Origin of the sequence: Microbacterium sp. F51-2R, from assembly GCF_052180235.1 — a bacterium.
Classification (GTDB): domain Bacteria; phylum Actinomycetota; class Actinomycetes; order Actinomycetales; family Microbacteriaceae; genus Microbacterium.
This window is the reverse complement of sequence record NZ_CP197470.1, coordinates 210480-232638: the sequence shown is the minus strand read 5'-3', so window position 1 is coordinate 232638 and position 22159 is coordinate 210480. Positions and strand designations below refer to the sequence as shown.

General features: G+C 71.8%; 18 protein-coding genes. 12 read left to right on the top strand and 6 right to left on the bottom strand.

Going from position 1 to position 22159, the window contains the following annotated elements; translation table 11 throughout:
• The first annotated feature begins 44 nt into the window (after positions 1–44).
• The 5 genes from ACSBPH_RS01080 to ACSBPH_RS01060 are packed head-to-tail and all read left to right on the top strand — an operon-like array spanning position 45 to position 5951.
• A complete protein-coding gene (locus ACSBPH_RS01080) occupies positions 45–701 on the top strand; it encodes a TetR/AcrR family transcriptional regulator (RefSeq protein ID WP_442575780.1) in 657 nt (218 codons plus the stop codon).
• Positions 698–1840, top strand: coding sequence for a PQQ-dependent sugar dehydrogenase (locus tag ACSBPH_RS01075; RefSeq protein WP_442575779.1), 1143 nt, complete (start codon positions 698–700; stop codon positions 1838–1840). Before ACSBPH_RS01080 ends, ACSBPH_RS01075 begins: the two co-directional genes overlap by 4 nt.
• A gap of 52 nt (positions 1841–1892) precedes the next feature.
• Entirely contained in the window at positions 1893–2978 is a 1086-nt protein-coding gene (locus ACSBPH_RS01070) for a zinc-binding metallopeptidase family protein (protein WP_442575778.1), read from the top strand.
• Positions 2975–4651: an acyl-CoA dehydrogenase family protein gene (locus ACSBPH_RS01065; RefSeq protein WP_442575777.1), complete on the top strand. Its 1677-nt coding sequence runs from the start codon at positions 2975–2977 to the stop codon at positions 4649–4651. Before ACSBPH_RS01070 ends, ACSBPH_RS01065 begins: the two co-directional genes overlap by 4 nt.
• 40 nt (positions 4652–4691) lie before the next feature.
• Positions 4692–5951 carry a glycoside hydrolase family 3 N-terminal domain-containing protein gene (locus tag ACSBPH_RS01060; protein ID WP_442575776.1) on the top strand — a complete coding sequence of 420 codons (1260 nt, stop codon included), beginning with the start codon at positions 4692–4694 and terminating at the stop codon, positions 5949–5951.
• Positions 5952–5996: 45 nt separating this feature from the next.
• Here ACSBPH_RS01060 and ACSBPH_RS01055 read toward each other — a convergent pair whose 3' ends face one another.
• From ACSBPH_RS01055 to ACSBPH_RS01040, 4 genes are all read right to left on the bottom strand, one after another.
• Positions 5997–6869, bottom strand: a complete 873-nt coding sequence (locus ACSBPH_RS01055; protein ID WP_442575775.1) for a 3-methyladenine DNA glycosylase — start codon at positions 6867–6869, stop codon at positions 5997–5999.
• A gap of 180 nt (positions 6870–7049) precedes the next feature.
• Entirely contained in the window at positions 7050–7760 is a 711-nt protein-coding gene (locus tag ACSBPH_RS01050; protein ID WP_442575774.1) for an SOS response-associated peptidase, read from the bottom strand.
• A 511-nt stretch (positions 7761–8271) separates the two neighbouring features.
• Complete coding sequence (locus ACSBPH_RS01045) at positions 8272–9303, bottom strand: App1 family protein (RefSeq protein ID WP_442575773.1); 1032 nt, start codon at positions 9301–9303, stop codon at positions 8272–8274.
• Between the two features lie 4 nt (positions 9304–9307).
• The gene (locus ACSBPH_RS01040; protein WP_442575772.1) at positions 9308–9991 is read right to left on the bottom strand and encodes a DedA family protein; all 684 of its coding nucleotides are present in this window, start codon (positions 9989–9991) and stop codon (positions 9308–9310) included.
• Positions 9992–10033: 42 nt separating this feature from the next.
• Here ACSBPH_RS01040 and pabB point away from each other — a divergent pair, with 42 nt between their 5' ends.
• The 5 genes from pabB to holA all read left to right on the top strand — a co-directional run bounded on the left by pabB (position 10034) and on the right by holA (position 18167).
• A complete protein-coding gene (pabB, locus tag ACSBPH_RS01035; RefSeq protein WP_442575771.1) occupies positions 10034–11416 on the top strand; it encodes an aminodeoxychorismate synthase component I in 1383 nt (460 codons plus the stop codon).
• A 76-nt stretch (positions 11417–11492) separates the two neighbouring features.
• The gene (gene leuS / locus ACSBPH_RS01030) at positions 11493–14081 is read left to right on the top strand and encodes a leucine--tRNA ligase (protein ID WP_442575770.1); all 2589 of its coding nucleotides are present in this window, start codon (positions 11493–11495) and stop codon (positions 14079–14081) included.
• Between the two features lie 91 nt (positions 14082–14172).
• Positions 14173–14775, top strand: coding sequence for a ComEA family DNA-binding protein (locus ACSBPH_RS01025; RefSeq protein WP_442575769.1), 603 nt, complete (start codon positions 14173–14175; stop codon positions 14773–14775).
• 44 nt (positions 14776–14819) lie between these two features.
• Complete coding sequence (locus ACSBPH_RS01020; RefSeq protein ID WP_442575768.1) at positions 14820–17120, top strand: ComEC/Rec2 family competence protein; 2301 nt, start codon at positions 14820–14822, stop codon at positions 17118–17120.
• A gap of 9 nt (positions 17121–17129) precedes the next feature.
• Entirely contained in the window at positions 17130–18167 is a 1038-nt protein-coding gene (holA, locus tag ACSBPH_RS01015; RefSeq protein WP_442575767.1) for a DNA polymerase III subunit delta, read from the top strand.
• A gap of 175 nt (positions 18168–18342) precedes the next feature.
• On the opposite strand, the gene rpsT is transcribed toward holA, so the two are convergent.
• Positions 18343–18603 (bottom strand): 30S ribosomal protein S20, encoded by a 261-nt coding sequence (gene rpsT, locus ACSBPH_RS01010; RefSeq protein WP_442575766.1) that lies wholly within the window; start codon positions 18601–18603, stop codon positions 18343–18345.
• Between the two features lie 229 nt (positions 18604–18832).
• Between rpsT and ACSBPH_RS01005 the strand changes: the two genes are divergently transcribed.
• Positions 18833–20182 carry a GH1 family beta-glucosidase gene (locus ACSBPH_RS01005; RefSeq protein WP_442575765.1) on the top strand — a complete coding sequence of 450 codons (1350 nt, stop codon included), beginning with the start codon at positions 18833–18835 and terminating at the stop codon, positions 20180–20182.
• The gene (locus tag ACSBPH_RS01000) at positions 20179–21429 is read left to right on the top strand and encodes an MFS transporter (RefSeq protein ID WP_442575764.1); all 1251 of its coding nucleotides are present in this window, start codon (positions 20179–20181) and stop codon (positions 21427–21429) included. The genes ACSBPH_RS01005 and ACSBPH_RS01000 overlap by 4 nt, the downstream gene beginning before the upstream one ends.
• On the opposite strand, the gene ACSBPH_RS00995 is transcribed toward ACSBPH_RS01000, so the two are convergent.
• Positions 21418–22143, bottom strand: a complete 726-nt coding sequence (locus ACSBPH_RS00995; RefSeq protein ID WP_442575763.1) for an alpha/beta fold hydrolase — start codon at positions 22141–22143, stop codon at positions 21418–21420. The genes ACSBPH_RS01000 and ACSBPH_RS00995 overlap by 12 nt on opposite strands.
• Positions 22144–22159 lie beyond the last annotated feature (16 nt).

Sequence of the window (22159 nt, the reverse complement as noted above, 5' to 3'; positions counted from 1 at the left end):
CGCGTGAGAGTATGTCGGAGGACCCAGAGAAGGGCAAGAGGGAAGTGGACGAAGTCATGACCGACGACGGGCGCCCCGCGTCGGACCTTCCGCCGATATCGCGGTCGGCGGCCCGAGACCGCATCCTCGACACGGCGACTCGCCTGTTCGTGTCGACCGGCATCCGCAGCGTGGGTGTCGACCGTCTCATCGCCGAATCGGGCGTGGCGCGCGCGACCTTCTTCCGCCACTTCCCGACGAAGGACGACCTCGTCGTCGCCTTCCTCGAACAGCAGGCACGCGAGGGCCGTGAGGAGCTGTCGCGCATTCGCGCGCAGACGCCCGACGGCGCGCGTGCTCTTCTCGCCGAGATCGCGAAGGGTTCGAAGATGGGCATGGAATGCCAGGGATTCCGTGGGTGCGAGTTCATCAACACCGCCGCGGAGTACAGCGACCCGGAGCATCCGGCGCGCACCGTCGTCGACCGGCACCGCGCCTGGGTGCGCGACATCATGGCCGACTCCCTCACGGAGCTCGGCCACCCCACGCCCTTCGCGACGGCAGAGATCCTCTTCACGATGCGCACCGGTGCGATCGTCGCGTCATCGCTCGAGGGCTTCCGCGACCCCGACGGCGCGTTCGACCGGGCGTGGTGGGCCCTCGTCGACTCCCGGTACGCATCCGACAGCGGCGCCGTCGAGTCGGCGGCGCAGAGCGCATGAACGGGCGCGCGCGGGGGGCCGCGGCATCCGTCATCGTCACAGCGATCATCGCGCTCTCGGCCTGCTCGGCCGCCGCGCCCGATCAGACGATCCCGCCGTCGGCCAGACCATCTGCGCCCGCAGGAGCGCCGACCCCGGCCGATGGCTTCTGGCGCGTCACGGGGACGCCCGCCACGCTCGCGTCGGGACTCGCGGCTCCGTGGTCGGTCGTGCCGCTCGAAGACGGCGGAGCCCTCATCAGCCAGCGTGACGACGGCGCGGTGCTCGAGCTGACGCCATCGGGGGGGGTGCGCACCGTCGGCATCGTCCCGGACGTCGTCTCGGGGGGAGAATCGGGCCTCCACGGCCTGGCGCTGCACACCGAAGACGGCGACCGCTGGCTGTACGCCTACCACGGGGCATCCGCCGACAACCGGGTGGTGCGGATGCCTCTGCACGGCGAGCCCGGCAGCCTCAGGCTGGGACCGGCCGACGTCGTGATCGACGGAATCCCGCGCAACTCGACGCATAACGGTGGACGCATCGCGTTCGGCCCTGACGGCATGCTCTACGTCACGACCGGGGACGCCCAGGACCGCACGGCGTCGCAGAATCCCGAAGCGCTCGGCGGCAAGATCCTGCGGCTCACTCCGGAGGGCGACCCCGCACCGGGCAACCCGTTCGGCACGGTCGTCTACTCGCTCGGCCATCGCAACGTGCAGGGGATCGCGTGGACGGCCGACGGAACGATGTGGGCGAGCGAGTTCGGGCAGAACACGTTCGACGAGCTGAACCGGATCGAGCCGGGTGGCAACTACGGCTGGCCGATCCACGAGGGCGTGGCCGACGAGGCCGGGTTCATCGATCCCGTCGTCACGTGGGCGACGGCGGATGCGAGTCCGAGCGGCATCGCGGCGGTCGGGGCGACGATCTTCCTGGCCGCGCTCCGGGGCGAGCGGCTGTGGGCGGTCGACACGACAGCCGACGGCATGGCGGGCGAGCCGGTCGCCGCCTTGACGGGGGAGCAGGGTCGTCTGCGGGATGCCGTGGCCGCGCCGGACGGCTCCCTGTGGGTGCTGACGAACAACACCGACGGGCGGGGCACGCCCCGTTCCGGCGACGATCTGCTACTGCGCCTCGACCTCGCCCGACGCGACTGATGAATGCCCGGATCCGCTGCCCCATGACGTACCCGGGCGCTACGTTGATCGGGTGATCTCGCAACCCCGGTGCCCCGCTTGCCGGCACTTCCTCTACCTCGACGCGCTCGTGTGCCCGAACTGCGACGCCGAGCTCGGGTACCACATCCTCACGCGCCAGTTCTACAGCGTGCACCGCGGCCACACCGTCATCGACGACCAGACCTGGTACACGTGCTCGAACCGCGGGTGGGACTGCAACTGGCTCGTGTGGGAGGGCGCCCCTGCCGGCCGGTGCTTCTCCTGCCGGCTCACGCGGACGGGTCCTGACGCCGACGACACGATCGCCCTCGCGAAGCTCGCCAAGACCGAAGAGGCCAAGCGCCGCCTTCTGCTCCAGCTCGGCGACCTCGGGCTCCCGATCGTCCCGTGGGACGTCAAGCCCGGCGGCCTCGGCTTCGACCTCCTCTCGAGCATCTCGCTCGGCCGCCCCGTCACGATCGGCCACGCCAACGGCATCGTCACGATCGATCTCGCCGAGAGCCTCGACGACCGCCGCGAAGCTCTGCGGATCAAGCTCGGCGAGCCGTACCGGACGATGCTCGGGCACCTGCGCCACGAGACGGGGCACTACTACCAGAACGTGCTGCTGCAGACCGATCAGGACTGGGCGCAGTGCCGCGACCTCTTCGGCGACGAGCGTGCGAGCTACCGGGACGCGATCACGCGCCACTACTCGATGGGCGCGCCCGAGAACTGGCACGAGTCGTTCATCTCGGAGTACGCGACGATGCACCCGTGGGAGGACTTCGCCGAGACGTTCGCGCACTACCTCCACATCACGGGGACCCTCCAGACGGCGGCCGCGATCGGCATCCATCTCGATGCCACCGCCACGAGCATGCGCGACACCGACGTCATCCCGCTCGGCTCATACCGCGAGGAGTCGGTCGCCCTGCTCCTGTCGGACTGGGAGTGGATGTCGGAGGCGTTCAACCGCATCAACCGGGCGATGGGCTTCGGCGACCTCTATCCGTTCGACATCGTCGGACCGGTGCGGCGCAAACTGGCGTTCATGCACGACATCGTGACGCACGCGCCGCTCACCACCGAGGAGCAGTACCGCCTCGCCCTCCCGGAGGGGATCCAGCTGCAGTGACCTCGTACTCCCGCGGCGAGCGAGTGATCGGCCCCGCGACGCACTACGTCGACAATCAGCCGCCGTGGCGCGTCGACGTCGACGAGTACGCGCTCAACGCCCCGCTCGTCGCGGCCGTGAGGGCGTTCGGTGCGGGGTGGGCGGATGCCGAGCTCGGCCGCGCCGGACGGCTCGTCGGCACGCGGGACTTCCAGCGCGACGCCGAGCTCGCCAATCTGCACCCTCCCGTCGCGTACGCGCACGACCGCTGGGGGTTTCGCCTCGACGAAGTCGAGTACGACCCCTCGTACCACCGCGTCATCGCGGCCGCCGTCGCCGCCGGGGCGCACACGTCGGCGTGGGCTGAGCCGCGCGCCGGAGCGCACGTCGCACGGGCGGCGACTTTTCTGCTGTTCGCCCAGGTCGAGCCCGGCCATGCGTGCCCCGTCTCGATGACCCACGCCGCCGTCGCCTCGCTCAAGGACTCGCCGTGGATCGCGGAGGAGTGGCTGCCCAAGCTCTACTCGCGCGAGTACGAGCCGAGGCTGCTTCCCGCCGAGCAGAAGACGAGTGCGCTCATCGGCATGGCGATGACCGAGAAGCAGGGCGGCTCCGACGTCCGGGCGGGAACGACCGTCGGAGTGCACCTGAGCGGCCACTCGTACCAGCTGCGCGGGCACAAGTGGTTCTGCTCGGCGCCGATGTCGGACGGCTTCCTCGTGCTCGCGCACACGCGGCGGGGGAGTGTCGAGGAAGGGCTCACCTGCCTCTTCGTGCCGCGGATGCTGCCCCACGGCACCCGGAACGTCTTTCGCATCCAGCGCCTGAAAGACAAGCTCGGCAACCGCTCGAACGCCTCCGCCGAGATCGAGTTCGACGGCACGATCGGCACCCTCGTCGGCGAGCCCGGGCGGGGCGTGCGCACCATCATCGAGATGGTGCAGCGCACGCGGCTCGACTGCGTGCTGGGCACCGCCGCGGGGATGCGCCAGTCCGTCGCCGAAGCCGTGTGGCACGCACGCGGCCGCGCCGCCTTCGGGGCGCTGCTCGTCGATCAGCCCGTCATGACCGCCGTGCTCGCCGATCTCGCGCTCGAGTCCGAAGCGGCGATGCTGAGCGGCCTGCGCCTGGCGCAGCTGTTCGAGGACGAGGCATCCGATCGCGACATCGCCCTCCGCCGCCTCGCGACGCCCGTGACGAAGTACTGGGTGTGCAAGCGAGGACCGCACCATGCCTACGAGGCGCTGGAGTGCCTCGGCGGAAACGGGTACACCGAGTCGTTCCCGCTCGCCCGCCGCTATCGCGAGCAGCCCGTCATGGCCATCTGGGAGGGCTCGGGCAACGTGATCGCGCTCGACGTGCTGCGCGCGCTCACGCGCGACCCGGAGTCGGCCGATGCGTTCGCCGATGAGCTGTCGACCGTGCGGGGCGCATCGGCGCTCCTCGACGCGCACACCGACCGCACGCTGTCACTCCTCGCCGCCGTCGCCGCCGACCCCGCGACCGCGCCCTCGAACGCCCGGCGGCTGACCGAGACGCTGGCCCTCGCCTTCCAGGCGTCGCTCATGCTGCGCCACGCGCCGAGCCTCGACGCCGAGGCCTTCATCGGGGCACGACTGGGCGAGGAGCGCGCCTGGCAGTACGGGGCGCTTCCGACGGGGACGGATGCCGCGGCCATCGTCGCCCGCCACTGAGACACAGCCGGCTCCCCGGCGGGCGACCTAGGCTGACGGCATGACGACCAGCCGACGCGCACTCCTGCCCGTCGTCCTGATCGCCCTCGCCGGGGTTGTCGCGGGGCCCGCGGCGGCCTCCGACGCCGCGCCGACGGTGCTCGTCGGCAGGACGATGGCTCCCGACGCGCGACCGGCGGGCCTCGCGCCCCCCGACTACGCCACGACCCCGCGGGTCGAGGTCACGGCCGCCACCGACGACTCCTGGAGGACGCGCGCGGCCGCCCTCGTCGGCGTGATGTCGGCGCGCGACAAGGCCGCCGCGATCGTGATGGGGCACATCCCGTCGTCCGACCCGGCCGCCCTCCGCGACTACGTGCAGCGCACGGGGGTCGGCGGCTTCATCCTCATGGGCGCCAATGTGCCGGGGACCGAGGCCGGCCTGCGCGAGGTGACCTCGGCGCTCACCCTCGACCCGGCGCTTCCGCCCCTCATCGGCATCGACCAGGAGGGCGGCGACGTCTCGCGCTTGCCGTGGGACCGCTTCGCGTCGTCCGTGACGCTCAAGACCGCGCCTCCGGATGCCGCGGCAGACGCCTTCGCGGCTCGCGGCGCGCTCGTCGAGCGGGCAGGCATCGGCGTCAACTTCGGCACGATCGCCGATGTCACCGGCGACCCCGGGATGTTCATCTACCGGCGTGCGCTCGGGACGACACCGGGCGACTCGGCCGCCCGCGTCGCGGCGGCTGTCGGGGGCGAGAAGGGCGAAGCGTTCTCGACCCTCAAGCACTTTCCGGGGCACGGCGCGGCCCCCGGCGACTCGCATCACGGCATCCCGTCGACCGGAATGTCGAAAGACGAATGGGAGGCGACGGATGCCGCGCCCTTCCGCGCGGGCATCGAGGCCGGGGCCGAGCTCCTCATGTTCGGGCACCTCTCCTACACCGCGGTCGATGCCGCGCCGGCGTCGCTGTCACCCGAGTGGCACCGGATCGCCCGGGAGGAACTGGGCTTCGACGGGGTCGCCGTCACCGACGATCTGGGCATGCTCGAGGCATCCGGAATCGCCGCCTACCGCGACCCCGTCGCCAACGCCCTCACCGCCCTCGCCGCCGGGAACGACCTGCTGCTGACCGTCGTGGGGTCAGGCGCCGACACCGCGCCGCGGATCATCGACGGGATCGTGGCGGCCGTCGAGTCGGGAGCCGTGCCCGCCGCGCGGCTCGACGACGCGGCCGCACGCGTCACCGCCCTGCGGCTGCAGCTCGCCGCGGAGGGCCGCGGTCTCGTCCCGTGCGCGGACTGCACGCCCGCGAGCTGAACCCGTCCGAGCCGGAGCGGTCTCTGAGGTTTCGCGTGCCCCGCGCTAACCCGCCAGAACCGCCAGCAGCCGCTCGCGCAGCGCTTGGCCGCGTGCGCTGAAGCCGCGCTGGCGTCGCACGTACTCCGCTTTGCCCTCGGGCGTCTCGATGCGCACGGGTGCGTATCCGTGATCGGCGAGGTCGTACGGCGAGGCCTCCATGTCGAGCACGCGGATGTCGCGCGCGAGCTCGAACGCGTCGAGGAGCAGGTCACCGGGCACGAGCGGGCCGAGCTTCACCGCCCACTTGTAGAGGTCCATGCCGGCGTGCAGGCAGCCGGGCTGCTCGAGGGCGGGCTGCCGCTCGCGGGTCGGCGTCTCGCGATTGCGAGGCACGGCCTCGGGCGTGAAGAAACGGAAGGCGTCGACGTGCGTGCACCGCAGCTCGTGCGCCTCGACGACGGCGTCGGTGGCCTCCTGGCCGAGGCGGAGGGGGACCGGATGCCGATGCCCGCCCTGCCGGTACACCATCGCCCACTCGTGCAGGCCGAAGCAGCCGAAGGATCCCGCGCGGCCGGCTGTCGCACGCAGGATCTTCTCGATCCCGTTCACCAGGAGCGCCTTCTCGGCGCGGAACCCCGCTGCGTCCACGCGCAGCGACCCGGGCGCGTCGCCCGGCACGTACCAGCGCCACGCGGCTCGCGGCGCCGACGCACCGCCTTCGAGGTCGATGCCCGCCCCCGGGTGCCACCGGCGCAGGATCGACGGCTTGTACGAGTAGTACGTGAAGAGGAAGTCCTCGACGGGATGCTTCTCGCCGCGTGACGCGCGGGCGCGGTGACCCGCCGTGAGCGCATCGGCGCGCTCCGCGTGGGCACGCTCGAGCGCCTGCCACTCGGCGGCCTCGAGCCGCGCCGGGGCGGGAGCGCAGATCGTCACTCTTCGAGGATAGGCGGGCACGTGCGCGGGCGCGGCCGGGTGGGATCCAGACGGTCCAGCCGCTCGCGGTCGGCCCGGTCGCCGTCGGGCCGTCGCGGCGGGCGCGGCGGGGGGATCCAGACGGTCCAGCCGGTCGTCGTCAGCCCGGTCGCCGTCAGGCCGTCGCGGCGGGCGCGCCGGTCACTCGACGGGTTCGATGAGCTCCGGTGAGTCATTGCGGACGTTGCCGACGGCCTTGCTCACGACGTGGTCGTCGAGCTCGTCGGCGATGGCCGGAGCGGCGTCGATCGCGGCATCCAGCACATCGCGCACGTTGTCGGTGTCGGGGTCGAGCCACGCATCGGCGTGGTCGGGGTCGATGAACAGCGGCATGCGGTCGTGGATCGACCCGAGCCGGCCGATCGAGTCGCGCGTGAGGATCGTGAAGCTGAGCACCCAGCGCGCGGGATCGTCGTCGGGCTTCGAGGCATCCTTCCACCACTCGTAGAGCCCCGCGAAGAACATCGGCGACTCGTCGGCAGGGTGGATGTAGTGCGGGATCTTCTGGTCGCCGACCTGCTTCCACTCGTAATAGCCGGATGCCGGGACCACCGCGCGGCGCTTGGCGAGGGCGTTGCGGAACATCGGCTTGTCTTCGAGCTCTTCGGCCCGCGCGTTGAATGCGCGCGCGCCGATCTTGACGTCTTTCGCCCACGAGGGCACGAGGCCCCACCGAGCGACCTCGAGACGACGGGTGGGGGGCTCGGTCTTGGCCGAGTCGAGGACGATCGCGACCTGGGAGGTGGGAGCGATGTTGTACGACGGCGCGGGCAGGTCTTCGGCCTCCACGTCGACGCGAAGGACGCCGAGGAGCTCGGAACCGACGTTGGCCACGACGAATCTCCCGCACATGCCGCCAGCCTACGCGCGGCCTCCGACGCCGTACCGAATGCAGAATGGATGGCGCGCGCGGCCGCAGATTCCGGCGTGTCGGGCGGCTTCGCCGCTTCTCATCCTGCGTTAGGTACGCAGCGGCCGGGACACGGCCTGTCCGCGCCGGCCGGGAGACGGCCTGTACGCAGCGGCCGGGAGACGGCCTGTCCGCGCCGGCCGCGGCCGGCGTGTCCGCTGTGCGCTCGGCGCGGCTCGGCGCGGCGCGGCTCGGCCGCCACGGTGTACCGAATGCAGGATGGATGGCGCTCGCCGGCGCAGATTCCGGCGTGTCGGGCGGCTTCGCCGCATCTCATCCTGCGTTGGGTACGCGGCGGCGGGGCGAGGGAGGCCAGGAGCGGCGGCGGGGCGAGGGAGGCCAGGAGCGGCGGCGGGGAGGGGAACCGGGAGACGGATGCCGGGAACGGAGGGCGGGAGACGGATGCCGGGAACGGAGGGCGGGAGACGGATGCCGGGAGACCGCCGCCGGGGGTCAGGCCTCGAGGACCCCGACCTCCTCGAGGCGCTCGAGGAGCCCGGCGCCGTCGGAATCGGTGACCCACGGCACGGTCGAGGCGGAGTGGTCGTCGACCGCCGTGCGGCCGCCGGCGAGCACGGCCTCGGCGGGGGAGAGGCGGCGCAGCGCCACGCCCACGACGTGGCCCGGGTTCTCGCGGGCGAACGTGGTGTAGATCTCGTCGTCGTGCTGCCCGTCGTCGCCGATGAGCAGCCACCGGACCTGAGGGAACTCCTCGGCGAGGCGGCGCAGATTCGACAGCTTGTGCGCCTGGCCGCTGCGGAACCACCGGTCGTGGGTGGGACCCCAGTCGGTCAGGAGGATCGAGCCGGGCGGGAAGAGATGCCGGCTGAGGAATCTGATGAGGGTGGGCGCGACGTTCCACGCGCCCGTCGAGAGGTAGACGACGGGCGAGCCGGGATTCTCCCGCGCGATGCGCTCGAGCAGCACCGCCATGCCCGGAACGGGCTGACGCGCGTGCTCATCGACGACGAACGAGTTCCAGGCCGCCAGAAGCGGACGCGGAAGAGCCGTGACCATGACCGTGTCGTCGACATCGGAGACGACGCCGAAGGTCACGTCGGGACCGACGATGTAGACGCGGGTCTCGACCGGCTCGCCGCCCTCCACCGTCATCTCGAAGGTCTGCCAGCCGGGCTCGAGGCGAGCGGGGAGAACGGTGTCGATGACGCCGCCGCGGTCGGCGACCACGTCGTGCTTGGCGCCGGCGATCGTGACCGTCACCTGGGCGAATCCGACCGGAACCGACGCGAAGCTCCGCCACCCACGGACGCTCGCGTATTCGCCGGTCTCGCCGGGATCGACCGGCGGCACGATGAGCACACGGCCGAGTACGCGCACCCAGTCGACACCCCCGTAGCCGGGGAAGGGCGTCACGGTCGGCTGATGTCCACGAGCACGCGCACGGCGCTCGCGCCACGCGTGGAAGCGGTATTCGAGCCGGGCGAGCCACAGCACCTTGGGGTGTTCAGGCTGGTTCGCAGGCATCCCCTCAGTCTTCCACGTCCTCCTCCAGGAGGCCTGACGGGGCGGTGTCGTCCTCGTGCATATGACGATGCTCGAGACGCTCGATGATCTTCTTCCCGACGAAGACCAGCACGAGGAAGACCACGATGACGCCGACGAAGAGATAGCCCGCGTAGTGGATCTTGTCGGCGAGCTCGCGGTAGGTGCCCGCCGCGGCGGCCGACACGGAGATGTAGAGCGCGGCCCACACGATGCAGGCGGGCGTCGTCCAGGCGAGGAAGCGCCGGTAGCGGAACCCGCTCATGCCGACCGTCAGCGGCACGAGGGAGTGCAGCACGGGGAGGAAGCGAGAGAGGAAGATGGCCGGCCCGCCGCGCTTGCGCAGATAGCGCTCCGATCGCACCCAGGTGTCGTCGCCGATCCGCTGACCGAGGCGCGACGCGCGGATCTTCGGGCCGAGGAACCGCCCGAGCCAGAACCCGATGCTCTCGCCGATGAGCGCGCCGATGACGACGGCGACTCCGAGCATGACGGCCTCGAGCGGCGAGGAGACCGCAGTGCCGGCGACGATGACGATCGTGTCGCCCGGCACGACGAGTCCGACGAGGATGCTCGTCTCGAGCATCACGGCGACCCCGGCCAGGAGCGTCCTCACGACGGGGTCGACGCTCTGGACGGCGTCGAGCAGCCACGTGAGGAACTCGTTCACGGCACGAGCCTAGAGCGACGCCCTCCCCTCTAGCCTGGGAACATGTCGCATCCTCTCGTCGCCGAGCCGCTCGCAGAGTGGCTCGACCCGGAGGCCGTCTATCTCGCGTCGTTCGCGGCGCTCGACGATTCGTTCTGGCTGGATGCCGGGCCCGACCCCGCGCGCGGGTGGAGCTGGATGGGCACGGGGCAGCGGGTCGACGACGCCGAGGAGGTCCGTCGCATCACCTGCGCCGACGCCGGTGACGACGCCGCGGCCGACGCCGGTGCCGACGCCGGTGCCCACGCCGATGACGACGGCCGGGCCGCCGCCGCCACCGCCTCGGAGGACGGGCGCTTCCGCGGCGGATATGTGGGCTGGCTCGGCTACGAGGGCGGTGCCGTGCGGGCCGGCGCCCCGACCGCTCCGACGCAGGACGACGTGCCGCAGCAGCTGTGGCTCCGCGTCGCCCGTTTCGTGGCCTTCGACCACGACACGCGCCGCGCCTGGGTCTTCGCCGCACCCGACGAGATCGCCGACTTCGCCCGCGGCATCTCGGCGGGGGCGCGGCATCCTGTCCCCGCCCTCGAGACCACCGCCGCACGCGAGCTCCCCGTCACCGCGCGGCACGAGCCCGACGAGTACGCGGCCCTCATCGAGCGCTGCCGCGATGCCATCCGCGAGGGCGATGCGTACCAGCTCTGCCTCACGACGCGGTTCGCCGTCGAGGAGGACGTCGATCCCGTCGAGAGCTACCGGAGACTGCGCTCACGCACGCCTGCGCACCACGGCGGGCTCATCCGATCCGGCGGCATGGCGCTCGTGAGCGCGAGCCCCGAGCTGTTCATCGAGGTGCGCGGCGGCGTCGTGCGGACGCACCCGATCAAGGGCACGCGTCCGCGGGGGACGGATGCCGCGACCGACGCGGCCCTCGCCGCCGAGCTCGCCGCGAGCGAGAAGGAGCGCGCCGAGAACGTCATGATCGTCGACCTCATGCGCAATGACCTCTCGCGCGTGTGCCTCGACGGGACCGTCGCGGTCGACCGCCTCTTCGACGTGGAGAGCTACCCCGCGGTGCACCAGCTGGTGAGCACGGTGTCGGGGACCCTCGTCGAGGGGATGACGGTGGGCGGGCTCCTCGACGCGACCTTCCCCGCCGGGAGCATGACGGGCGCACCGAAGCTCTCGGCGATGACGATCCTGCACGAGCTGGAGCGCGGCCCGCGCGGCGTCTTCTCGGGCTGCTTCGGATGGATCAGCGACGACGGCGCGCTCGACCTCGCGATGGTCATCCGGTCGATCGTCGTGCACCCCGGCGGCGCGTACGTCGGGGCGGGCGGCGGCATCACATGGCGATCGGATGCCGCGGCCGAGGTGGCCGAAGTCGGCATCAAGGCGCGGGGCCCCCTCGCGGCGATCGGCGCGGCCCTGCCGACCGGCTGGTGATGACGCCCGTCGGGTAACCTGGAGACCCGCGTTCTGCGCGTCTTCCCGGCTTTTTCCACGATTGGTGATCCTCCACGTGTCCCAGACGTTCCCTCCCGACACCGCCGCGCCCTCCGAGGACGGCGGCTACGACGCGTATGCGATCCAGCAGAAGTGGCAGGAGCGCTGGACGAAGGCCGACCCCTTCCGCGCCGGCGGCAAGGACGACACGCGCCCGCGCAAGTACGTGCTCGGGATGTTCCCCTACCCGTCCGGCGACATGCACATGGGGCACGCCGAGAACTACGCCTACGTCGACTCGGTGGCGCGCTTCTGGCGGCACCGCGGCTACAACGTCCTGAACCCGATCGGGTGGGACTCGTTCGGCCTGCCGGCTGAGAACGCGGCGATCCAGCGCGGCGCCGACCCCCGCGAGTGGACCTACCGCAACATCGAGCAGCAGAAGGAGAGCCTCGAGGCTTTCGGCACGTCGTACGACTGGAGCCGGCGTCTGCACACGAGCGACCCTGACTACTACCGCTGGAACCAGTGGCTCTTCCAGGTGCTCTACGAGCGGGGCCTGGCGTACCGCAAGGAGAGCCCGGTCAACTGGTGCCCCCACGACCAGACGGTGCTCGCCAATGAGCAGGTCGTCGACGGGCGATGCGAGCGCTGCGGCACCGAGGTCGTGAAGAAGAAGCTCACGCAGTGGTACTTCAAGATCACCGACTACGCCGACCGCCTGCTCGATGACCTGAACCAGCTCGAGGGCTTCTGGCCGCAGAAGGTCATCCGGATGCAGCGCAACTGGATCGGCCGTTCGGTGGGCGCCGACATCGACTTCGAGATCGAGGGTCACCCCGAGAAGGTCACGGTCTTCTCGACGCGCCCCGACACGCTGCACGGCGCGACCTTCTTCGTCGTCGCGCCCGACAGCGACCTCGCGGCGGAGCTCGCCGCCGGGTCGTCCGCGGAGGTGCGGATGCGCTTCCAGGACTACCTGGAGCGCGTCGGCCGCGAATCCGAGATCGAGCGCCAGAGCACGGACCGCCCGAAGACGGGCGTCTTCCTCGAGCGCTACGCGATCAACCCCGTCAACGGTGAGCGGCTGCCGATCTGGGCGGCCGACTACGTCCTGGCCGACTACGGCCACGGCGCCGTCATGGCGGTGCCCGCGCACGATCAGCGCGACCTCGACTTCGCGCGCGCCTTCGACCTGCCGGTCAAGGTCGTCGTCGACACGACGGCTCCCATCACGGGCGCGATCCCGATCATCGAGCTCGACGACAACGGCGACCCGATCGACCCGGGTGCCGACGCGTCGCTGGCCGAGATGGACCCCGCGAAGACCGGCGTGGCGCTCACGGGCGAAGGCCGCATGATCAACTCCGGCGCCCTCGACGGACTGTCCAAGCGCAATGCCATCACCCGCATGATCGAGCAGCTCGAGGCGGCGGGAACGGGCCGCGCGGCGAAGTCGTTCCGCCTGCGCGACTGGCTCATCTCGCGGCAGCGCTTCTGGGGTACGCCGATCCCGATGATCCACACGCAGGACGGCCGCATCGTGCCGGTCCCGGCGGACCAGCTCCCCGTGACCCTGCCCGATGCGCACGGCCTCGACCTCGCACCCAAGGGCACCTCGCCGCTGGGCGGCGCGACGGAGTGGATGCAGACGGTCGACCCCGAGACGGGCGAGCCGGCGCTGCGCGACCCCGACACGATGGACACCTTCGTCGACAGCTCGTGGTACTTCCTGCGCTTCCTGTCGCCCGGCGACGAGACCGAGGCCTTCTCCCCGCAGGAGGCCGACAAGTGGGCGCCCGTCGACTCCTATATCGGCGGCGTCGAGCACGCGATCCTGCACCTCCTCTACGCGCGCTTCATCACGAAGGTGCTCTACGACATGGGCCTCGTCGAGTTCACCGAACCCTTCACGAGCCTCGTGAACCAGGGAATGGTGCTGCTGGCCGGCTCGAAGATGTCCAAGAGCAAGGGCAACCTGGTCGAGTTCGCCTCGAGCATGGTCGACCCGGGCGCCGATGCCGTGCGCGTCGCGATCGCGTTCGCGGGGCCCGTCGAGGACGACATCCACTGGGAGGATGTCTCGACCGTCGGCGCGCAGAAGTTCATCGCCCGCGCGTGGCGCATCGCGAAGGACGTCACGAGCGCTCCGGACGTCGTCTGGGCCGAGGGCGACCAGGCGCTGCGCCGAGTGACCCACCGCCTCCTCGCCGACGCGCCGGGCCTCGTCGAGCACACGAAGTTCAACGTCGTCGTCGCGCGCCTCATGGAGCTCGTCAACGCGACGCGCAAGACGATCGACACAGGTGCCGGCCCTGCCGACCCCGCGGTGCGCGAGGCTGCCGAGGCCGTCGCCATGGTGCTCGACCTGTTCGCCCCGCACACGGCCGAAGAGATGTGGGAGATGCTCGGCTACGAGCCGTTCGTCGGCCTCGTGCCGTGGCGCCAGGCCGACCCGACGCTCCTCGTCGAAGACACCGTGACGGCGGTCGTGCAGATCGACGGCAAGGTCCGCGCGACCCTCGAGGTGCCCGCCCGCATCCGCGGCGACGAGCTCGAGGCGCTCGCGCGCGCGAACGACCGCGTCCTGCGGGCTCTCGGCGAGCGGGAGATCGTCCGTGCGATCGTGCGTCCGCCGAAGGTCGTCAGCTTCAGCACCCGCTGACCCGTCCTCCCCAGCGGCCCTCGCCGCTCGGGAGTGCACATGCTGCCCATTCCGGCGGTCTCGGGGCGGGCGCGCGGCCTAGCGTCGCGTTGTGACGACGCGGGACGATTCGCAGACCGACCGCCGACGTCTCGGCGTCGGTGCGGCGATCGTCGTCGTGCTCGTCGCCCTCGCCGTCACCGTAGGCATCGGCGTCCTCCGCGGCGCGGGTGCCCCCGTACAGGCCGTGGCGGTCGACCCTGCGCCGTCGACGGATGCCTCGCCCGCGGCATCCGTCTACGTCCACGTCTCGGGAGCCGTGGCGGTGCCCGGGCTGTATCTGCTCGCCGAGGGTGCGCGGGTCGTCGACGCGATCGCGGCGGCGGGCGGGTTCGCCGAGGGCGCGGACGAGGCGGCCGTCAACCTCGCGCGGCCCCTCAGCGACGGCGAGCAGCTGATCGTGCCGCTCGTGGGGCAGACACCCGCCACGTCGTCCGGGGGCACCGCCCCGGCGTCAGGCGACGGAAGGGTCAACCTCAACACCGCCGATGTCGCGGCGCTCGACACACTTCCGCGGATCGGACCCGCCATGGCCGAGCGCATCGTGCAGTGGCGTGAGGCGAACGGCGGCTTCACGAGCATCGAAGACCTCCTCGCCGTGCCGGGCATCGGCGACAAGATGCTCGAGTCGCTGCGCGAGCTGGTGACGGTGTGAGGCTCTCGGCCCGCGCGCGACGACGGCTCCGCAGCGTCCGCCTCGTGCCGGTCGTGGCAGTCGCCTGGATCGTCGCGGGCATCGCGACGACGATTCCGTCGCAGGCCCTGTGGCTCGCGCTCGCGGGGTGGAGCCTGACGGGGCTCGCACTGCTCCTCGTCCTCCGGCGCCGCGGCGCGGCGCTGGTCGCCGTCGTCCTCGCGCTGGCGGCGGGTGCGACGATCGCCTCGCACGTCGCCATCGCCGAGCCGGCCCGCGCCGAGGCCCTCGCGGTGGTGGGGACGGCGGGTCGTGCCGTCGAGGTCACCGCCACCGTCGTCGGCAAGGTCGAGCGCCGGGTGACGGGGGAGCTGGCCTTCGACGCGATCGTCACCGTCATCCGGGTGGGCCGCGAGACCTACCCGGCGGGCGACCTGCCGATCGGCATCCGCGTACATCCCGGCGATGTGGACCGCTTGGCCGGGCTCGACGTCGGGGCCGTCGTGACGGCGGACGGCAGCGCCAGGGCGACGGATGCCGGAGTCCGCGCGGTCTTCGCGCTCTCGGCCTCGCGGGGAGTCGAGGTGGTGCACGCGCCAGCCGGCATCGCCGGGGCGGCGGGAGCGCTGCGGCACGGGCTGGCCGCGGCGGCCGGCGGGCTCCCCGAGCCCGGCGCGGGTCTCATCCCGGGCCTCGCGGTCGGCGACACGGAGCTCGTCGACCCCGAGCTCGACTCGGCGATGAAGTCGTCGTCGCTGTCGCACCTGACCGCCGTCTCAGGCGCGAACTGCGCCCTCGTGGTCGGCATCGCCTTCGCCCTCGCGGCGTTCGCGGGAGCACCGCGCGCGGGGCGCATCGCGGCGGGAGTTGCGGCACTGTGTGGCTTCGTCCTCCTCGTGACCCCCGAGCCGAGCGTTGCGCGGGCCGCCGTCATGGCGGTCGTCGCGATGCTCGCCGTGGCGCTCGGGCGGCCGGCAGTGGGCACCGCGGTGCTGTGCCTGGCCGTCACGGCGCTCCTCGTCGGCGATCCATGGCTCGCGACGTCGCTCGGGTTCGCCCTCAGTGCCGCCGCGACGGGCGCGCTCCTCGTCCTGGCTCGCCCTCTCTCGAGGGGTCTGGAGCGATGGATGCCGCGCTCGTTCGCCCTCGCACTGTCGGTGCCGCTCGCGGCGCAACTCGCCTGCGGACCGCTCCTCGTACTCATCACGCCGACGGTGCCGCTCTACGGCGTCGTCGCGAACCTGCTCGCGGGGCCCGCCGCGCCGATCGCGACGGTCGTCGGCCTCGCGGCCTGTCTCGCTCTCCCGATTCCTGTCCTGCAGTCGGGTCTCACGGCGATCGCGTGGCTTCCCGCCGCCTGGATCGCCGCGACCGCCCGCATCTTCGCCGACCTCCCGGGCGGGCAGGTCGCGTGGCTCGAGGGGTGGTGGGGAGCGGGCGCGCTCGCACTCCTCGGCGCCGCCGTCACGATCCTCGCACTGCGCCGCGTTCCCCGCATCATCCGCGCCCTGTCGGCGGCTCTCGTCGCCGCCGTGCTCGGCGCGGCGGTCGGCACCGCCGCGCTCGGCACCGTCGCCGGCCCGTTCACCCTCCCACCCCGCTGGGCGATCCTCGCGTGCGACGTCGGGCAGGGCGACGCCGTGCTCATCCGGTCGGAAGGCGCGGTCGCCCTCGTCGACACGGGCCCCGATCCGACGCTCCTGAGCGGATGCCTCGATCGCGCCGGGGTCGCGCGTCTCGACCTGCTCGTCCTCACTCATTTCGATCTCGACCACGCCGGCGGCGCGGAGGCCGTCACTGGGCGGGTCGACGAAGTGCGCCACGGACCGCCGACCTCCCTCGGCGACGAGGTGCTCCTCCAGGAGTTCCGAGCGGCGGGCGCCGACGTCGTGCAGGGCGCGGCGGGCCAAGAGGGGCGGCTCGGCGACGCCGATTGGGTGCTGCGGTGGCCGCCCGCCGCCAGCAAGGCCTTCACCGGTGGCAACGATGCGAGCCTCGTGCTCGACATCGCCGGGGGAGGCGTGCCGCATGCCGTGTTCCTCGGCGACATGTCGGCATCGCCGCAGCGCGCACTCGCGGCATCCGGCGCTCTGAACGGCCCCTACGACGTCGCGAAGGTCGCCCATCACGGCAGCGCCGATCAGGCGCCGGAGCTCTACGAGCAGATCGCCCCAGCCGTCGCCCTCATCTCGGTAGGGGTCGACAACGACTACGGCCACCCGCGGGTCGAGACGCTCGACCTTCTCGCGCGGCTCGGCGCCGTCATCGCACGCACCGACAGGGAGGGCGTCGTCGCGGTGTGGCGAGAGGGCGCGGCGGTCTCGGTGTGGCGCGAGCGCGCCGGCGACGTCGTGCCCGCTGGCTAGGCTGGACGCATGGCGACGACTTCACGACGGGCAGCCCCCGCGAAGAGCCGCAGCGCCATTCCGCAGCTGCCGTGGCGCAATCCGCAGCCGGCGCCGATCGTGCTCGTCTCGGGGCCCGAAGAGGTGTGCGCCGAGCGCGCCATCGCTACCCTGCGGGATTACCTGCGCGCGGAGGATCCGAGCCTCGAGGTCTCCGACGTGCGCGCCGACGACTACACGCAGGGCACGCTGCTCTCGGTGACCTCGCCGTCGCTGTTCGGCGAACCCCGCCTCGTCCGGGTGTCGGGCGTCGAGAAGTGCTCGGACGCGTTCCTCAACGAGGCGATCTCGTACCTCTCCGCGCCGCAGGACGGCGCGACGGTGATCCTCCGGCACACCGGCGCCAGTGTCCGCGGCAAGAAGCTCCTCGACGCGATCCGCGCCGGCACGGGCGGCGGCGTCGAGATCGCGTGCCCCGCCATCAAGCGCGACAGCGACCGCTTCGACTTCGCAGCGGGGGAGTTCCAGGCGGCGAAGAAGCGCATCGCGCCCATCGCCCTGCGCGCGCTCGTCTCGGCGTTCGCCGACGACCTGACCGAGCTCGCCGGAGCGTGTCAGCAGCTCATCGCCGACGTGCCCGGCGACATCACCGAGCAGATCGTGGAGCGGTACTACGGCGGCCGGGTCGAGACATCCGCCTTCACGGTCGCAGACACCGCGATCGCGGGCCGCTACGGCGAGGCCCTCATCGCGCTGCGGCACGCGCTCGCCTCGGGCGCCGACCCGGTTCCCCTCGTCGCCGCGATCGCGATGAAGCTGCGCACCATGGCGCGGGTCGCCGGCAGCCGCGAGTCATCCGCCGCCGTCGCCTCGCGGCTGGGGCTCAAGGACTGGCAGGTCGACCGCGCGCGGCGCGACCTCGTCGGGTGGTCGGAATCGACGCTGGGCCTCGCGATCCAGGCGGCGGCGCGCGCCGACGCCGAAGTGAAGGGCGCCTCGCGCGATCCGGTGTTCTCGCTCGAGCGCCTCGTCACCGTCATCGCCACGCGCACTCCCTACGGGAGCTGACCCGGGAGGGTCGGCGCGCGGGACCGGTGAGTCGAGCCTTCGGGCGTGAGGCATGGCCACACGAGCCTCGACTCAGACCCGAAAGCTCGCCTCGACGCGGGGGCCGGAACGACGAAGGCCCGCCCCTTGCGGGACGGGCCTTCGACAGAGACTCCGAGAGCTCAGCGGCAGAGCGTCAGATCGACGCGACCTGCTTCGCGATCGCCGACTTGCGGTTCGCGGCCTGGTTCTCGTGGATGACGCCCTTGCTCACGGCCTTGTCGAGCTTGCGGGTCGCCTTGGACAGCGACTTCTCGGCGGCAGCCTTGTCGCCGGCGGCGACGGCCTCGCGCGTCTGGCGGACGAGCGTCTTCAGCTCGCTCTTGACGGCCTTGTTGCGCTCGTGGGCCTTCTCGTTGGTCTTGTTGCGCTTGATCTGCGACTTGATGTTCGCCACGTGGAGACGTTCTTTCGTTCAGGAGTGATCGGTTGAGTGCCGGGCTTCGGGAGAGGGCCGTCGCGTCGGCGGTCGTGAGGGCAGAACCCACACGCAAGCCAATCACCGAGTCTATCAGGTGCGCGCTCCTCACCCGAACTGTGGGGGGATGCCACGCGCCCGCGCGTCGATGCACCATGATCGTAGGCGCCGTGCCCGGCGGCGATGTCGAGAGCGAAGGAGCTCCGTGATGCCCGAAGTGTCCGTGGGGGAGGCCCTCCAGGGCTTGCGATGGTCGGTCGCGACCGCCGCGTTCCAGATCGAAGGCGCGCGGCACGCCGAGGGAAGAGGACGCTCCATGTGGGACGACTTCGTCGAGACCTCCGGCGCCGTGCGCGACGGCTCCACCGCCGAGCCCGGTCCCGACAGCTACCACCGCTGGCAGGAGGATGTCGAGCTCGCCGCACGGCTCGGCGTCGACCGCTACCGCTTCTCGATCTCGTGGGTGCGCGTGCAGCCCGACGGTCGCGGACCGGCCGAGCCCCGTGGCCTCGCCTACTACGACCGCCTCGTCGACGACCTGCTGACCGGCGGGGTCACGCCGCTGCCGACCCTCTACCACTGGGATCTCCCGTCCGCGCTCGAGGCCGAGGGCGGCTGGCTGGAGCGGGCGACAGCCGAGCGGTTCCGCGACTACGCCGAGATCGTCGCCGACGCGCTCGGAGACCGCGTCGCCCACTGGTACACGATCAACGAGCCAGTCTCGACGTCGCTCCAGGGCTACGCGATCGGAGAGCTCGCGCCGGCCCGGCAACTGCTCTTCGGCTCGCTTCCGACGGTGCACCATCAGCTCCTCGCGCACGGATTCGCAGTGCCGGTGCTGCGCGCGCACGGGGCCGAGAGCGTCGGGATCGTCAACAACCACACGCTCGTCCGGCCGGCGACGGAGTCCCAAGCGGATGCCGTCGCGGCGCACGTGTACGACCTCCTGCACAACCGGATCTTCGCCGAGCCGATCCTCGTCGGGCGATATCCCGACCTCGAGTCGCTCAGGCTTCCGCCCATGCCCGTGCAGGACGGCGACCTCGAGCTCATCGCGTCGCCGACGGATGTCTACGGACTGAACTTCTACAACCCCACGACGGTCGCCGCCGCGCCGGCCGAGAGCCCCATCCCGTTCGAGATCGTCCCGACCCCCGGCGCGGCACACACCGGCTTCGGCGAGCTGTGGCCGATCGTGCCCGAGTCGCTGACGGAGCTGCTCGTCGAGTTCGACGCGCGGTACGGGGCATCCCTCCCGCCCATCGCGATCGCCGAGAACGGCGCGTCGTTCCCGGAACCCGATGTCGTCGACGGGCCGCTGCACGACACGGAGCGAATCGACTACCTCGCGCAGCACATTGCCGCGGTCGGCCGCGCGCGCGAGGCCGGGGTGCGCGTCGAGGAGTACACGGTGTGGTCGCTCCTGGACAACTTCGAGTGGGCCGAGGGCTTCACCCAGCGGTTCGGGCTCGTCCACGTGGACCAGGCGACGTCGACGCGCACGCCGAAGGCGTCGTTCGACTGGTACCGCGGCGTCATCGCGGAGGCCCGCCCGTGAGCGCGCGTCAGGGCGCCAAGGTCGGCGCCGGATGGTTCACGCTCTTCACGCTCGCGTGGCTCGCGATCTGGACCGTGCAGCTGACGCCGCTGCAGCTGCTCATCCCGCTCCAGCTCAACACCCCCGACGACGCCGACGGCTGGATCACCGGGGTCGTCTCGTCGGGGCTCGTCCTCGCGATCGGCGGGATCGCGGGGGTCATCGCGGCCCCGGTCGCCGGCGGCCTGTCAGACCGCACGCGCGGACGCCGCGGCCGTCGTCGCCCGTGGGCGCTGGGCGGCGTCGCGGTTGCCACCGTCTCGCTCGTGGGCATCGCGTTCGCGAGGGGTCCGTGGGGTGTCGGCGTGACCTGGGTGGGGGTCTCGGTCGGCATCGCCGTCGCCTCCGCCGCCTTCACCGCGCTCATCGCCGATCAGCTCACGACGCAGCGGGGCGCGGCATCCGCTGCCGTCTCGTCGTCCCAGGCCCTCGGGATCGTCGTCGGCGTCGGCGTCATCGTGCTGCTCGAACTCGGGGTCGTCGTGGGTTATCTCGTGCTCGCCGGCTTCATCGCGATCGTCGGGACGCTCGCCGCGCTGCTTCTTCCCGACCCTCCCGCACAGGCCGACGTCTCGGCCGCGCGGAAGGTGCGCACGCTGCGGGAACGCGTCGCGGCCCTGCGCGACCGCGACTTCGCGTGGCTCCTCGCCGGCCGCCTCACGGTCAACATCGGCAACGCGCTCGGGACGGGTCTGCTGCTCTTCTTCCTCCTCTACGGACTGGGGAGGGATGCCTCGACCGCCGAGGACGAGCTGCTCCTGCTGATCGTCGTCTACACCGTGTTCGTCGTGATCGCGTCGGTCCTGTCGGGCTGGATCTCCGACCGCACCGGGAAGCGCGTGCCGTTCGTCGTCTGGTCGGCGCTCGTGCAGGGCGGCGCGTCGATCATCCTCGTCGTCGCGCCGTCGCTGACGAGCGCCATGATCGCCGCGGCGCTTTTGGGCGTCGGCTACGGGGCGTACATGTCGGTCGGGCTGGCGCTCGGCACCGATCTGCTGCCGTACCCGGAGGATCACGCGCGCGACCTCGGGTTCGTCAACGTCTCGGCGAGCCTGGGTCAGCTCATCGGGCCGCTCCTCGGGGCGGGGCTCGTCGCGCTCGTCGGCGGGTTCTGGCTGCTCTTCCTCGTCGGGGGAGTCCTGTCGGTCGCCGGCGGGCTCATGACCTACGCGATCCGCGCGCCCGAGCGGCGACTGTCAGCCGTGTGAGGCCTCGAGGGTCGCGATCGCGACCTCGAGGAGCGCGTTGAACACCTGCGGCCGCATCGCCGTCACGAGGTGCGACGTGCGGGGCACGACGATGAGCCCGGCATCCTTCGCGACCTTCATGAAGAGCCGCTCGTTGACGCGCAGCTGGTCGTACTGCCCGTTGATGAACCAGAGCGGCACGTCGATGCGGCGGAGGGCCGCGAGCAGGTCGAGCACCGAGAGGCTCCGCAGCGCGACATCCTGCGCGTCGAACGCGTAGCCGCCGGCGCCGAAGTCCGCGCGCGTCTCGGGGGGCAGTGTCTTGTCGAGCACGCGATTCGCGATCCACATGCCGTGGTCGGGGAGCGCGTCGAAGCGGCGCGCGAGGAACCGGTAGGTCTGGAGTCCGATCCCGCGGGGGATGGCGGTGCAGGATGCCGCGATGAAGCCGGCGACCGGTGGCGGATCCTCCGCCCCGACGTACTCGATCGAGACGAGGCCTCCCATCGAGTGCCCGCACAGCAGCACCGGGCCGTGCTCCGCCGCTTCGCGGACGGCACGATCGATGGTCGCGAAGGTCGACTCGAGGGTGAACTCCTCGGCCATCCGCCTGCCGTGTCCCGGCAGGTCGAGGGCCGTCACGGGGTTGCCGCGGCGCTGGAGATAGTCGACCTGCGCGCGCCACATGGTGGCCGACGTCCGGATGCCGTGCACGAGCACCACCTGGACCACCATGGAGCCACATTACGAC

Bases quoted from the DNA above. Each gene is read 5' to 3' on its own strand.
- ACSBPH_RS01075 (WP_442575779.1), top strand. From the start codon at position 698: ATGAACGGGCGCGCGCGGGGGGCCGCGGCATCCGTCATCGTCACAGCG.
- ACSBPH_RS01060 (WP_442575776.1), top strand. From the start codon at position 4,692: ATGACGACCAGCCGACGCGCACTCCTGCCCGTCGTCCTGATCGCCCTC.
- ACSBPH_RS01050 (WP_442575774.1), bottom strand. From the start codon at position 7,760: ATGTGCGGGAGATTCGTCGTGGCCAACGTCGGTTCCGAGCTCCTCGGC.
- ACSBPH_RS01045 (WP_442575773.1), bottom strand. From the start codon at position 9,303: ATGCCTGCGAACCAGCCTGAACACCCCAAGGTGCTGTGGCTCGCCCGG.
- pabB (WP_442575771.1), top strand. From the start codon at position 10,034: ATGTCGCATCCTCTCGTCGCCGAGCCGCTCGCAGAGTGGCTCGACCCG.
- holA (WP_442575767.1), top strand. From the start codon at position 17,130: ATGGCGACGACTTCACGACGGGCAGCCCCCGCGAAGAGCCGCAGCGCC.
- ACSBPH_RS01005 (WP_442575765.1), top strand. From the start codon at position 18,833: ATGCCCGAAGTGTCCGTGGGGGAGGCCCTCCAGGGCTTGCGATGGTCG.
- ACSBPH_RS00995 (WP_442575763.1), bottom strand. From the start codon at position 22,143: ATGGTGGTCCAGGTGGTGCTCGTGCACGGCATCCGGACGTCGGCCACC.